The organism is Streptomyces gobiensis, from assembly GCF_021216675.1.
GTDB classification, from domain to species: domain Bacteria; phylum Actinomycetota; class Actinomycetes; order Streptomycetales; family Streptomycetaceae; genus Streptomyces; species Streptomyces gobiensis.
Genome location: NZ_CP086120.1, coordinates 2,418,124 through 2,431,465, shown reverse-complemented (window position 1 = coordinate 2,431,465; position 13,342 = coordinate 2,418,124). Strand labels below are relative to the sequence as shown.

The following is a 13,342-nucleotide window of genomic DNA, read 5'->3' as shown; positions in this document are numbered from 1 at the left end:
GATGCTGGGGTACGGTCCGAAGGTCAGTCTTTTCAACTCACTGTGGCAGGAGGGACGGGGCGGCATCGCCTCGTATGGATGGACGTGAAGCGATACTTCCGTGGGCCAGTCATGTGGATCGTGCTGGCCGTCCTCGCCGTGGTCGTGTTGATGCAGGTCGTCGGGTCGTCCGAGGGCTTCAAGACGGTTGACACCGGCCAGGTCGTTCAGGCGATCAACGACAACAAGGTCAAGTCCGCAAAGCTGACGACCGGCGATGAGCAGAACATCGAGGTCGAGCTCAAGGACGGCGTCAAGATCAAGGACAGCAGCAAGATCAAGGCGAGCTACATCGATGAGCAGGGCTCAGAGCTCGCCAAGGCGTTGCAGTCCAAGTTCCAGGACAAGCAGCTCAGCGAGGGGTACACCGTCTCGCCGAAGAAGCAGAATCCGTTCGTCGGGATGCTGCTCTCACTGCTGCCCTTCCTGCTGATCATCGTCGTCTTCCTGTTCCTGATGAACCAGATGCAGGGCGGCGGCTCCCGGGTCATGCAGTTCGGGAAGTCCAAGGCCAAGCTGATCACCAAGGACACCCCGAAGACCACCTTCTCCGATGTGGCCGGTTCCGATGAGGCCGTCGAGGAGCTCTATGAGATCAAGGAGTTCCTGCAGGAGCCCGCGAAGTTCCAGGCCGTCGGCGCCAAGATCCCCAAGGGCGTGCTGCTCTACGGCCCGCCCGGCACCGGTAAGACCCTGCTGGCCCGCGCCGTCGCGGGGGAGGCGGGCGTCCCGTTCTACTCGATCTCCGGCTCCGACTTTGTGGAGATGTTCGTCGGTGTCGGTGCGAGCCGCGTCCGTGACCTCTTCGAGCAGGCCAAGGCCAACGCCCCGGCGATCGTCTTCGTCGATGAGATCGACGCCGTGGGCCGCCACCGTGGCGCCGGTATGGGCGGCGGCCACGATGAGCGCGAGCAGACGCTGAACCAGCTCCTCGTCGAGATGGACGGCTTCGACGTCAAGGGCGGCGTCATCCTGATCGCCGCCACCAACCGTCCCGACATCCTCGACCCGGCGCTGCTGCGGCCCGGCCGCTTCGACCGGCAGATCGCGGTCGACCGCCCGGACATGCAGGGCCGTCTGGAGATCCTCAGGGTCCACCAGAAGGGCAAGCCGGTCGCCCCGGATGTCGATCTGGGCGCCGTCGCCCGCCGTACGCCCGGCTTCACCGGTGCGGATCTGAACAACGTCCTCAATGAGGCCGCGCTGCTCGCCGCCCGTGGCGACGCCAAGCTGATCGACAACAAGTTCCTGGACGAAGCGATCGACCGGGTCGTGGCCGGACCGCAGAAGCGGACCCGGATCATGAGCGAGAAGGAAAAGAAGATCACCGCGTACCACGAGGGCGGACATGCCCTGGTCGCGGCGGCCTCCCCGAACGCCGACCCGGTGCACAAGATCACCATTCTGTCCCGGGGCCGTGCCCTTGGCTACACGATGGTGCTGCCGGACGAGGACCGATACTCCACGACCCGCAACGAGATGCTTGACCAGCTCGCTTACATGCTGGGTGGCCGCGCGGCCGAGGAGCTGGTCTTCCACGACCCGACCACCGGCGCCGCGAACGACATCGAGAAGGCGACCACCACCGCCCGCGCGATGGTCACGCAGTACGGCATGACCGAGCGGCTCGGCGCGATCAAGTTCGGCTCCGACCAGTCCGAGCCCTTCCTGGGCAAGGAGATGGCACACCAGCGCGACTACTCCGAGGAGGTCGCGGGTCTCGTTGACGAAGAGGTCAAGAAGCTGATCGAGACCGCGCACAACGAGGCCTGGGAAATCCTGGTGGAGAACCGCGACGTCCTGGACAACCTGGTGATGGCCCTCCTGGAGAAGGAGACGCTGGGCAAGGAGGAGATCGCCGAGATCTTCAAGCCGGTCGTCAAGCGCCCGGCCCGCCCGGCCTGGACCGGCTCCGCCCGCCGTACACCGTCGACCCGTCCGCCGGTCACCTCCCCGAAGGAGCTGGCGCTCAGCAACGGCGGCGGCCCCACCCTGGAGAAGGGCAAGGAGATCGGCCCGACCGAGGGCGGCGGCGACGCGGAGCGGGAGCGGCAGCCCCGGACGACGGAAGGCTGAGGGCCGAGGAGGGCTTCCTCACACGTCACAGCCCCCGGAATGTCAACCGCGCTCCTCAGGTTCTACCCTGAGGAGCGCGGTTTTTCCGTGCGTACGTGTGAGAAGCGAGGCAAATCCATGATCGACCCGGTGAGGCTTGACGGCGAGGGCGAGATCGGCGAGTTCGATGAGAAACGGGCCGAGAACGCCATTCGTGAGCTGCTCATCGCGGTCGGTGAGGATCCGGACCGCGAGGGTCTCCGCGAGACCCCGGCGCGGGTCGCGCGGGCCTACAAGGAGATATTCGCGGGCCTGTGGCAGAAGCCCGAGGACGTGCTGACGACCACGTTCGACCTGGGCCATGACGAGCTGGTGCTGGTGAAGGAGATCGAGGTCCTCAGCCAGTGCGAGCACCACTTGGTGCCCTTCGTGGGGTATGCCCACATCGGTTACATTCCATCGAGCAGCGGCAAGATCACGGGCCTGTCCAAGCTCGCCCGCCTGGTGGATGTCTTCGCCCGCCGCCCCCAGGTCCAGGAGCGGCTGACCACACAGATCGCCGATTCGATGATGCGCCTGCTGGAGGCGCGCGGCGTGATCGTCGTCATCGAGTGCGAGCACATGTGCATGACGATGCGGGGCGTCCGCAAGCCCGGTGCCAAAACCCTCACCTCCGCTGTGCGCGGCCAGCTACGGGACGCCGCCACCCGTGCCGAGGCGATGAGCCTGATAATGGCTCGCTGACCAGGTCCGCCGCTCCGGAGGGGCGGCTCAGGCCGTTGCCCCCTGTGGGCCCTGGTCATCGTCGGGCTCCTCGGGGAGGCGGCAGATCCGCTCCAGCCACATCGCCGTAGCGATCACGGCGAAGGCGGCGAGGACGGACAGGCCCGCGTAGATGGCCTGATCGCGGCGGGCGGGGACCTCGGCGAGCCCTGAGGTCAGCAGAAAGACACCGGTGCCGCCGTACATTCCGGCGATCAGGGCGGCGACCAGGGCACTGGCCTGGCCGAGCACCACGGCGCGGGCCGCCATCATCGGCTCCACGCCCTTGGCGCCGGGCTCCCGGTCACGCTGGGCGCGCAGCCGGGAGCGGATGGAGAGAGCCGTCCCCAGCAGGACCATCGCGATGACGGCCAGCACGATGGGGGCCGCGACGGGGACCGCCGGCAGGCTGCCGATCGCGTCCCACAGCCGGGCGCCCGCCCAGGACAGCACCCCGGCGATGACGAAGAGCGCGGCGAGTGTCCCGATGCGAAGTTCTCTCACAGACGGTCCCAACGACTATTCAGGTACGACGAGTTCCAGGTCACCGCGGGCGGCCACGCCCTCCTGGCCCACGGCCGCCAGCAGCTCAGTGACCTTGCCCTGGCCCGGCACCTCGGCGGACGGGTCCACATCGTGCCATGGCACCAGCACGAAGGCCCGCTCATGCGCGCGGGGGTGCGGCAGGGTCAGCTGCGGATCATCGGAGACGACATCCTGGTAGGACACGATGTCCACATCGATGGTCCGCGGGCCCCAGCGCTCGTCCCGTACCCGTTCGAAGGCCTCCTCGATGGCCTGACCGCGCTCCAGCAGCGAGGCGGGCGGCAGGGTGGTCCTGATGAGCACCACGGCGTTGAAATACGTGGGCTGGGAGCCCGGCTCGACACCCCAGGGCTCGGTCTCGTAGACGGGCGAGACCGCCTTCACCCGTACCCCGGGGGTGTCCTCCAGCGCGTCGATGGCGCCCTGCAGCGTCTCCAGCCGGTTGCCGAGGTTGCTGCCGAGGGAGAGCACGGCGTGTTTCGGGTTGCTCAGCGTCGTATCGGCGTCGTCGACCTGCTGCACCACCGAAGCGGGCACCGGCTGCACTGTCGGGTCACTGTTCGGCGTCATGATCGGCTCCGCTTGATAGTGATGGTCACGTCGTCAAAAGGCACGGTGATCGGGGCGTCCGGCTTGTGGACGACCACCTGGACCTCCCGCACCGCCTGGTGCTTCAGGCATTGATCGGCGATCCGCTGGGCGAGGGTTTCGATGAGCTCAACCGGCTCGCCCTCGACGATGGCCACGACCTCCTCGGCGACGACGCCGTAGTGCACCGTCTTGCTGAGGTCGTCCCCGGCCGCCGCGGGGCGGGTGTCCACGGCCAGCTCCACATCCACGATGAAGGTCTGTCCTTCTTCCCGTTCCCGCGCGAAAACCCCGTGATGCCCCCGGGCTCTCAGGCCGCGCAGAGCGACGTGGTCCACAGCGCATCACTCCCCTTGGTCTTCTGTGGCTGGCCGGTGTCCGGGCGCACGGAGGCACCCGCCGATTCGAATCTACCTGCGAGCACTGACCCCGCTTGCCCGCGGGGGCTCCTGGTCATCGGTGGCAGCGGGCCGCTGCCTACCCAAGAGCTCTGTGGGGCACTCCGGTATTCCCCGTCGGATGGCTCCCATGAGTGACCCGCGGTGACCGCGGCTGACGCTCAGAGAACGCTCGACAACGCTCGAGAACGCTCAGAGAATGTCTTCCCCGCCCACCGGGCCCTCCGGGCCTTCCTGGTCCTCTTCCTCCTCCTGCTCGACGAGTACGGGCGAGCCATGGTGCGACCACACCTTCCACTCGCCCCCCGTCGTCCGCCGGAAGGTATTCGTGGCCACCACCAGCCCGCCCACCAGCGGACCCGCTGAACCGTCCGCCTCCGCCGGGCCGCCACTGAGGATGTTCTCCGTACAGGTCACCAGCGCGGTGTCGCCCCGCACCGACACCTCGACATCCGTCAGGAAGAACTGGATGTACTCGGTGGCCGCCATGATCAGCGCATACGAGCGCATCACCTCGCCGCGGCCCGTCAGCACCGGCCAGCCCGGGTGGACCACGCTGATGTCGCCGTCCAGCCACCGCTCGGCCATGGCGTCGAGGTCGCCGTGCTCCAAGGCCTCATACAGCGCTGTGTTCGCGGCCTCGACCGCTTCGATGTCGGTGTGGGTGCCGCCGGTGCTCACACGGCTCCTTCTGCGCGCTCGATGGCCCGTGCGACGCGTACGGCGTCGGCGCTCGCCCGCACCTCGTGCACCCGTACCGCCCAGGCGCCCTCCCGGGCGGCCAGCGCTGAGACCGCCGCCGTGGCCGCGTCCCGCTCCCGGGCGGGCGGCGGAGGGGCGGCCGGGTCTGCCGCGTCCGCCGCCAGCACCCGGCCCAGGAACCGCTTCCGGGAAGCGGCCACCAGCATGGGCCGCGCCAGCTCGCGGCGCAGCCGCCCCAGCGCGGCCACCAGGGCCAGGTCGTGCTCGGCCTGCTTGGCGAAGCCAAGGCCCGGGTCGATGATGATCCGGTCCAGTGCGATACCGCCCTCGACGGCCTGCTCCAGGCTGGCCCGCAGCTCATCGATCACCTCGGTGACGACATCGCTGTAGACCGCCAGCCTGTTCATTCCCAGGGACTGGCCGCGCCAGTGCATCACCACATACGGCGCCCCGGCCCCGGCGACCACCGGCGCCATGCGGGGGTCCGCGCGGCCGCCGCTGACGTCATTGACCAGGCGGGCCCCGGCGGCGACGGCCTGCTCGGCGACGGACGCCCGCATGGTGTCCACGCTGACCACGACGCCCTCGCCCGCGAGGCCCCGGACGACGGGGATCACCCGGCGCAGCTCCTCCGACTCGTCCACCCGGGTGGCGCCGGGGCGGGTGGACTCCCCGCCGACGTCAACCAGGTCGGCGCCCTCGGTGACCAGGTCCAGGCCGCGCTTGACCGCGGCGGTGGTGTCGAACCACCGGCCGCCGTCCGAGAAGGAGTCGGGCGTGACGTTCACCACGCCCATGACCGCACACCGGTCCCAGGTCGGCAATCCGGTCACCGTACGGATGGGGTCACGCGTCGCACTCATGCCCCCAGCGTAGGCCCACCCCCACCACCCGTCTCGGCCGCCGGCCCAGCCCCTTTCGGGCTCGCGGGGTGGTCCGAAGTGGCCGTTAAGAAGCCGTGCCGCCTGCGCGGACCAGGCCGGTTTCGTAGGCCAGGACCACGGCCTGGACGCGGTCGCGGAGCTCCAGTTTGGTGAGGATGCGGCCGACATGGGTCTTGACCGTCGCCTCGGAGAGCACCAGGTGTCCGGCGATCTCACCGTTGGACATGCCCTGGGCGACCAGCAGCAGCACCTCGCGCTCCCGCTCGGTGAGCCGTCGCAGCTCCTTGGACTGCGGCTCGCTGGCGCTGGCCGGAAGCATCGGCGAGAAGCGGTCGATCAGCCGCCTCGTGGTCGTCGGTGCGACCACCGCGTCGCCGCTGTGCACGGCGCGGATAGCGGCGAGCAGCTCGCCCGGCGGCACGTCCTTGAGCATAAAGCCGCTGGCCCCGGCCTTGAGCGCGGCGAAGGCGTATTCGTCGAGGTCAAAGGTGGTGAGTATCAGCACCTTGGGGTTGCCCGGCCCGCCCTGGCCGCCCTCGCAGATGCGGCCGGTGGCCTCGACGCCGTCCATATTCGGCATCCGGATATCCATCAGGACCACATCGACGGCGGTGGCCCGCAGGATGTCCAGCGCCTCCGCACCGTCCCCGGCCTCGGCGACGACCTCCATATCCGGCTGAGCGGCCAGCACCATACGGAAGCCGGTGCGCAGCAGCGCCTGGTCGTCGACGAGCATCACGCGGACGGTCATGTTCGGGTCCTCTCTGTCCTTCTGTACGTCTTTCTGTACGTCCTGTGCGTCTCTTCTGTACGTCAGTCGGCGCCCCTGAGGGGCAGCGCCGCACTGATCCGGAAGCCGCCGCCGGGGCGGGGGCCCGCCTTCAGGCTGCCGCCGACCATGCCGATGCGCTCACGCATGCCGATCAGCCCATGGCCCTGGCGGTCCGCGCCGCCGTCCTCATACAGCTGTTGCTGGGAGCCACGGCCGTCGTCCTCGGCGAGCAGGGCCAGCTCCTGGTCGCCGTAGGTGAGCCGGACCGTGGCGCCGACATCGGGACCGCCGTGCTTGCGGGTGTTGGTCAGCGCTTCCTGCACGATGCGGTAGGCGGTCAACTCGACACCACTGGGCAGCGGGCGCGGGGTGCCCTCGATCTTGAAGTCGACGGGCAGGCCCGCCCCGCGTACCTGCTCGATCAGGTCGGCGAGCTGCTCGACGCCGGGCTGCGGAACGTACTCGCCGCCCTCGGCGGCCTCACCGGTACGCAGCACGCCCAGCAGGCGGCGCATCTCGGCGAGGGCCTGGCGGCCGGTGCCGGAGATGGTCTCCAGGGCCTGCTTGGCCTGTTCGGGCGAGGAGTCCAGGACATACGCGGCGCCATCGGCCTGGACGACCATCACGGAGACATTGTGCGCGACCACATCGTGCAGCTCCCGGGCGATCCGGGCGCGCTCAGCGGCGACCGCGACCTTGGACTGGGCCTCCCGCTCCTTCTCCAGCCGGGCGGCGCGCTCCTCCAGCTGGGCGTAGTAGGCGCGGCGGGTGCGCAGCGAGTCGCCGAGCACCCAGGCGAGCAGGAAGCAGACGGTCAGAAAGACCGTGGCGAAGACGGCCTCCAATGAGCCCGGCTCGGTCTCCGAGAAGCGCAGTGTGGCGAGGGTGGGCGCCACCAGGGAGGCGACCAGGGCGTAACGGGACGCCCAGCGGACGGTGCGGGAGGCGACCGTAAAGACGATCACCAACAGGGCGAAGTTGGCGGGGACCACCAGGATGCCCACGGCCAGCTGGGCCAGGCCCGCCGCGGTGGCCAGCAGCAGCATGGGCTGGGGATACCGGCGGCGCAGTGTCACCACGGTGCACAGGGCGAGCGAGACGGGGATACCGGCGAGGTGCTCCAGCTCGCTGTCGGCCTGCATTGCCGCCTCGCTGGACAGCAGCCACAGCGCCGAGAACATCAGCAGGACCAGAGCCCAGGAGGCATCGACCCCGGTGGGATGCCTGCGGAGGAACTCATAGAGCCGGTTCACGTAACCCAGCGTAGGCAGACGTAGTACGTGCACGGGTCAACCGGACGGTCGATCCCCACTCCCCCCGCATACTCCGCAAGGTGGAGACCGGCCCAGCGCTCCCACGTAACGTTGCTTCCGTGGAGAGCGAGTGGAGCGGCTGGCAGGCAGCCATGGAGCAGGCGCTGTACGGCCCGGAGGGCTTCTTCGTACGAGAGGCGCCCAGCGCCCACTTCCGCACGTCCGTGCACGCTTCTCCGCAGTACGCGACCGCCGTCGCCGCCCTGCTGTGCCAGGTTGACAAGGCGCTGGGCGAGCCGGATGGGCTGGCGTTCGTCGATGTCGGGGCGGGACGTGGGGAGCTGCTGGCCGGGGTGCTGGACGGGCTGCCCGGCGCCGTCGCCGAGCGGTTGCGGCCGTATGCCGTGGAACGGGCCGCCCGGCCGGGCGGGCTGGATCCCCGGATCGAGTGGAGTGCGGAGATCCCCGCCGGGGTGACGGGTCTGCTGTTCGCCAATGAGTGGCTGGACAACGTCCCGTGTGAGGTCGCCGAGACGGACGGGGAAGGGGTGTGGCGCCGGGTCCTGGTCCGCCCGGCCGATGGCGCCGAGCGGCTGGGCGAGCCGGTCGAGGGCGCGGACGCGCGGTGGCTCGCCGACTGGTACCCCACCCCACGGCGCCCCGAGCCGGGGATGCGGGCGGAGATCGGCCGCCCCCGGGACGCCGCGTGGCGGCAGGCCGTGTCGTCGGTGGAGCGTGGCCTGGCGGTCGCCGTCGACTACGCCCATACGGCCGCGACCCGGCCGCCCTTCGGCACACTGACCGGCTACCGGGACGGGTACGTGGTGCGCCCGGTGCCGGACGGGTCGTGCGATCTGACGGCCCATGTCGCGCTGGACGCCTGCGCCGGGGATGGTGCGGTGCTGCGCCCCCAGCGCGACGCGCTGCGGGCGCTGGGCGTCAATGGCGGGCGGCCGCCGCTGGCCATGGCGTCCGCCGATCCGGCGGGCTATCTGCGTGCGCTGAGCCACGCGGGCGAGGTGGCGGAGCTGGTCGATCCGGCCGGGCTGGGCGCGCATACGTGGCTAGTGGAGCCGGTGGGCATCCGCAGCCCCTTGGGCTGAGACCGGGGGTGTACTCCCCTAACCCGCCCCTTCCCGAATTCGTCCTCAATCGCCGGACGGGCTCGAAATCGAGCCCGTCCGGCGATTGAGGACTGGGGTCCGGGGCAAAGCCCCGGTTTCGGGAAGGGGCGGGGTTGGGGAAGAACACACCCGGCTACGTCAGCCAGCGTTCCGGGCGGGCCTCCCGGCGGCCCGTGCGGGAGCGCTCCGCCTGGGCCGAGACCACCGCGTACGCCTCATCCGCGTCCCGCAGCCGCGCCGCCGTCGAGCCATTCGCACCGTGGTCCACATGCACGTCGGCCAGGCCCAGCTTCCGTATCCAGGGGCCCTGGGTGAGCCGTACGCTCTGCACCTTGGCGTGCGGCACCAGGGTCATCTCCCGGCGCAGCAGCCCCCGCCGGGTGACGAAGACGGAATCGGTCACCCCATGCCCGTAACCGCGCCACCAGACCGGCACCGCCCAGCGCGCCCGCCGTGGCACCGGGGCCGCCACCTTGGCGGCGGCCGCCAGATCGACGCCGGGCAGCACCTGGGCCAGCACCCCGGCCGCGACCTCCCGCTCGGCGACCGGAAGCAGCACGGTGGACTCCAGGTGGCCGCCCGCCACCGCGAGCTCCACCCGGACCCAGCCGCGCCGCCGCCACAGCAGCGGCTCGAGTATCCGTACGGACTGCACCCGGCCCGGCGGCACCGTGGCGTGCTCACGGTCCAGCAGCCCGTGGTCGAGCCGCAGCCCGTCCGGTGACTCGGCGACCTTCCAGTCGTACTCGGTGAGATAGCGGCCCAGGGTGGCCACCCAGGCGCCGCCGAGCATCGGGATACCGGTGACGATGGCCGCGGCGATGCTGCCGGTCCACCACCACATCAGCAGCGGCCCCAGCACCGTCGCGGCCAGGAAGCCCCAGCCGGTGCCCATCAGCAGCAGGGCGACCGTCAGCATCTGGGGCCCCACATGGGCCAGCTGCCGTTCCGGGGCCTCGCCTGCCTGCGGTGCCGCCTCGGGGGCGATCCCGGCGGCGCGGGCCAGCAGCTCGGCGCGGAGCGCGACGGCGTCCGCCTCGCCCAGGAAGGCCAGCTCGTCCTTGTCCTTGGTGCCGACCACATCCAGCTTGAGCTTGGCGACCCCGGCGACCCGGGCCAGCAGCGGCCGGGTGACATCGATGGCCTGGATCCGGTCCAGCCGGATATGCGCGACCCGGCGGAAGAGCAGCCCGGTGCGGATGCGCAGCTCGGTGTGGGTGACCTGGTAGCTGGTCACCCACCAGGAGAGGAAGCCGTACGCGGCGGCCACCGGCAGCAGCACCAGGAAGGCCACGATCAGCCAGCCGACGGTGAGCCCGGTGATCCACTCCCGGGTGCGCTGGAAGTCCTGTATTGCGAAGACGACCAGCGCGGCGATCGGCGCCCAGGCCCGCCGCCAGGGGGTGATGGGGTGCAGCCGGTTGCCCTCCGGCCGTTCCGGGACCACGCGGTTCACCGCGATCACAGCCCCGCCGAACGGGCCTCGCCCAGCTCGGTGAGCCGGTCCCGCAGCCGCTCGGCCTCGGCGGGCACCAGCCCGGGGATGGCCGCGTCGGTGGCGGCGGCCGCGGTGTGCAGTTGCAGCCGGGCCAGCCCGTACTGCCGCTCCAGCGGCCCCGAGGTGACCTCGACCAGCTGCATCCGGCCGTACGGCACCACGGTCAGCTCCCGCCACAGCACGCCACGGCTGATCAGCAGATCGTCCGCGCGCTCGGCATACCGCCAGGACCGCCAGTTACGGCCGAGCGCGAACCAGCCCCAGCCCGCTATCGCCAGCGGAATCAGCGCCCAGAGGACCCACGCCGGACCGGCCAGCGGACCCAGCACCGCCGCGACGACGGTGACCACGACGGCCGTCGCCGCCAGCAGTACGGCTCTGCGCATCCGCAGCAGCGCACGCTCCACCCCCCGCCACCGCACCGCTTCCCCCGGCGGCACGGTTTCACCCGGGGCCGCTGGCCCCTCTTGCCGCCCCTCTTGCCCTGGAGGGGGGTCGCCCCCTGATAGCTGCCGCATAGGCCCAGCGTAAGCGCCTGCCGCAGCTCATGGCTCCGACCGAGGGAGGATGCCAGCGAGGCAGCTGCCAGACTAAGAGCATGACGGAGACGACTGTCGGTATCGGAGGCGCGGCCGAAAGCACAGACATGGTGCTCAACATCGGCCCGCAGCATCCCTCCACGCACGGTGTGCTGCGGCTGCGGCTGGTCCTGGACGGCGAGCGGATCAGCGCCGCCGAGCCCGTCATCGGCTATATGCACCGGGGCGCCGAGAAACTGTTCGAGGCCCGCGACTACCGTCAGATCATCGTGCTCGCCAACCGGCATGACTGGCTCTCCGCCTTCTCCAATGAGCTGGGTGTCGTCATCGCCGTCGAGCGGATGCTCGGTATGGAGGTGCCGGAGCGGGCGGTATGGACGCGGACGCTGCTGGCCGAGCTGAACCGGGTGCTCAACCATCTGATGTTCCTCGGCTCCTATCCGCTGGAGCTGGGCGGCATCACGCCGATCTTCCACGCCTTCCGGGAGCGGGAGGATCTTCAGCACGTCATGGAGGAGATCTCCGGCGGCCGGATGCACTACATGTTCAACCGGGTCGGCGGCCTCAAGGAGGATCTGCCGGCGGGCTGGCTGGGCCGGGCGCGGGCGGTGATCGCCGAGGTGCGTTCCCGGATGGACATCTACGACAATCTCGTCCTGGGCAATGAGATCTTCCGGGGACGGACCCAGGGCGTCGGGGTGCTGGCGCCGGAGACGGTCCACGCGTACGGGGTCAGCGGGCCGATCGCCCGCGCTTCGGGGGTCGACTTCGATCTGCGCCGCGATGAGCCCTATCTGGCGTACGGGGACCTCCAGGACACCCTGAAGGTCATCACCCGGGACAGCGGCGACTGCCTGGCCCGCTTCGAGGTACTGCTGGGCCAGACCCACAACTCCCTGGACCTCGCCGACGCCTGCCTGGACCGGCTGGCCGAACTGCCGCCGGGGCCCATCAACCAGCGGCTGCCCAAGGTACTCAAGGCGCCGGAGGGGGCGACCTATGCCTGGACCGAGAACCCGCTCGGTCTGAACGGTTACTACCTGGTCTCCAAGGGTGAGAAGACCCCTTACCGGCTGAAGCTGCGCTCGGCCTCGTACAACAACATCCAGGCGCTGAGCCAGCTGCTGCCGGGGACGCTGGTTGCCGACATGGTGGCCATCCTGGGGTCGTTCTACTTCGTCGTCGGCGATATCGACAAGTGAACCGACGAGTGAACCGACAAGTGCGGGCGGCGGGACCGGGGCTGGCTAACCGGCGAGGTCGATGACCTTGCCGGCCGCGTTGGGACGGGGCCGGGCGGGCTGACGCGGCACCTCCGGGGCGGCGGGCTTCGCGGGCTCGGCCTTCACCGGGGCGGCCTTCACCGGGGCGGGCTCCTTCGGCGGCTGTGGCAGCCGCGGCTGAGACCCGAAAAAGCTGAAGCCGCCCTCGGGCCCCTCCGGCGCCGCGGTCTCCCCGTGCTCCGGGCCCGGCTCCTGCCCCGGTTCCGGCTCTCGTTCCGGTTCCTGCTCTTGCTCCTGCTCGCGCTCCCGCTGACGCGCGGCGTTACGCCGCAGATTCCGCAGCGCCTCGTCCGCCTGACGGTAGGTGAGCGAGGTCGGCGCGCCCGAGGCCGCACGGTGGTCGGTGGCCTCAGCGGTCAGCTCCTTGGCCGGTTCCCCAGCCGCTATGGCCAACTGCCGCCGCCCCTCCAACGCGCTGGCCCGCTCGGTCTCGGCGTGCGCGTACCGCCGCAGCAGCGCGGCATGCTCCGTACGCAGCTGGTTCAGCTCTTCGCGGCGCTCACGGAGCTTGTCCTCCAGCTTGCCGCGCATCTCCTCGGACTCCTCCAAGTCCGTCTCCAGCTCGGCCTGCCGCTCTTCCAGCCGCCATTCAAGGCGCGCCTTGGCCGCCCTGACAGCGCCGACCCGGCGACCGGCCGCCCGGTCCCAGCGGCGCATCAGCACCGCCCCGGTCACGGCGGCGACCGCGGCCCCACCACTGAGGCCGCGCAGCACCAGCGCGTCGGCCTGTCCGAGCCCGCCGCCGACCAGCCAGGCGCTGCCCGCACAGGCCAACGCGACGGCCGCTATGGCCGACGGTGCGAGCAGCCTGTGCAGGGGCGGCGAATGGCGATGGCGTCCTCGTGGCATGGCCTGAAACTTACCGTGAGTGGCAGGCCCGGGGGAGGGTGCCTGGCAAA

The 13,342-nt window shown here is 70.4% G+C and carries 14 protein-coding genes; 4 read left to right on the top strand and 10 right to left on the bottom strand.

All coding sequences use genetic code 11. The features are described from left to right. The first annotated feature begins 78 nt into the window (after positions 1-78). Positions 79-2,115: an ATP-dependent zinc metalloprotease FtsH gene (gene ftsH, locus test1122_RS11120; protein WP_232269015.1), complete on the top strand. Its 2,037-nt coding sequence runs from the start codon at positions 79-81 to the stop codon at positions 2,113-2,115. 117 nt (positions 2,116-2,232) lie between these two features. Further along, on the top strand, positions 2,233-2,838 hold the full coding sequence (gene folE / locus test1122_RS11115; RefSeq protein ID WP_232269014.1) for a GTP cyclohydrolase I FolE: 606 nt from the start codon (positions 2,233-2,235) through the stop codon (positions 2,836-2,838). Between the two features lie 27 nt (positions 2,839-2,865). Here the strand turns inward: folE and test1122_RS11110 are convergent, their stop codons facing one another. The 7 genes from test1122_RS11110 to test1122_RS11080 all read right to left on the bottom strand — a co-directional run bounded on the left by test1122_RS11110 (position 2,866) and on the right by test1122_RS11080 (position 7,999). Next, positions 2,866-3,360 (bottom strand): DUF3180 domain-containing protein, encoded by a 495-nt coding sequence (locus test1122_RS11110; protein ID WP_232269013.1) that lies wholly within the window; start codon positions 3,358-3,360, stop codon positions 2,866-2,868. Between the two features lie 15 nt (positions 3,361-3,375). Continuing rightward, a complete protein-coding gene (gene folK / locus test1122_RS11105; protein ID WP_232269012.1) occupies positions 3,376-3,972 on the bottom strand; it encodes a 2-amino-4-hydroxy-6-hydroxymethyldihydropteridine diphosphokinase in 597 nt (198 codons plus the stop codon). After that, positions 3,969-4,328, bottom strand: a complete 360-nt coding sequence (folB, locus tag test1122_RS11100; protein ID WP_232269011.1) for a dihydroneopterin aldolase — start codon at positions 4,326-4,328, stop codon at positions 3,969-3,971. Before folB ends, folK begins: the two co-directional genes overlap by 4 nt. Positions 4,329-4,580: 252 nt before the next feature. After that, positions 4,581-5,069, bottom strand: a complete 489-nt coding sequence (locus test1122_RS11095; RefSeq protein ID WP_232269010.1) for a nuclear transport factor 2 family protein — start codon at positions 5,067-5,069, stop codon at positions 4,581-4,583. Beyond that, complete coding sequence (gene folP / locus test1122_RS11090) at positions 5,066-5,953, bottom strand: dihydropteroate synthase (protein ID WP_232269009.1); 888 nt, start codon at positions 5,951-5,953, stop codon at positions 5,066-5,068. The genes test1122_RS11095 and folP overlap by 4 nt, the downstream gene beginning before the upstream one ends. A gap of 85 nt (positions 5,954-6,038) precedes the next feature. Then, entirely contained in the window at positions 6,039-6,725 is a 687-nt protein-coding gene (locus test1122_RS11085) for a response regulator (RefSeq protein ID WP_232269008.1), read from the bottom strand. 62 nt (positions 6,726-6,787) lie between these two features. Continuing rightward, positions 6,788-7,999: a sensor histidine kinase gene (locus test1122_RS11080; RefSeq protein ID WP_232269007.1), complete on the bottom strand. Its 1,212-nt coding sequence runs from the start codon at positions 7,997-7,999 to the stop codon at positions 6,788-6,790. A 119-nt stretch (positions 8,000-8,118) separates the two neighbouring features. Here test1122_RS11080 and test1122_RS11075 point away from each other — a divergent pair, with 119 nt between their 5' ends. Continuing rightward, a complete protein-coding gene (locus test1122_RS11075; protein WP_232269006.1) occupies positions 8,119-9,102 on the top strand; it encodes an SAM-dependent methyltransferase in 984 nt (327 codons plus the stop codon). Between the two features lie 154 nt (positions 9,103-9,256). Here test1122_RS11075 and test1122_RS11070 read toward each other — a convergent pair whose 3' ends face one another. Both test1122_RS11070 and test1122_RS11065 read right to left on the bottom strand, forming a co-directional pair. After that, positions 9,257-10,579, bottom strand: coding sequence for a PH domain-containing protein (locus test1122_RS11070; protein ID WP_338423529.1), 1,323 nt, complete (start codon positions 10,577-10,579; stop codon positions 9,257-9,259). A 5-nt stretch (positions 10,580-10,584) separates the two neighbouring features. Next, the gene (locus test1122_RS11065; RefSeq protein ID WP_422396964.1) at positions 10,585-11,139 is read right to left on the bottom strand and encodes a PH domain-containing protein; all 555 of its coding nucleotides are present in this window, start codon (positions 11,137-11,139) and stop codon (positions 10,585-10,587) included. Positions 11,140-11,219: 80 nt separating this feature from the next. Here test1122_RS11065 and test1122_RS11060 point away from each other — a divergent pair, with 80 nt between their 5' ends. Beyond that, on the top strand, positions 11,220-12,362 hold the full coding sequence (locus test1122_RS11060) for an NADH-quinone oxidoreductase subunit D (protein WP_232269003.1): 1,143 nt from the start codon (positions 11,220-11,222) through the stop codon (positions 12,360-12,362). 45 nt (positions 12,363-12,407) lie between these two features. Here the strand turns inward: test1122_RS11060 and test1122_RS11055 are convergent, their stop codons facing one another. Further along, a complete protein-coding gene (locus test1122_RS11055) occupies positions 12,408-13,292 on the bottom strand; it encodes a coiled-coil domain-containing protein (RefSeq protein WP_232269002.1) in 885 nt (294 codons plus the stop codon). Positions 13,293-13,342: the final 50 nt, after the last annotated feature.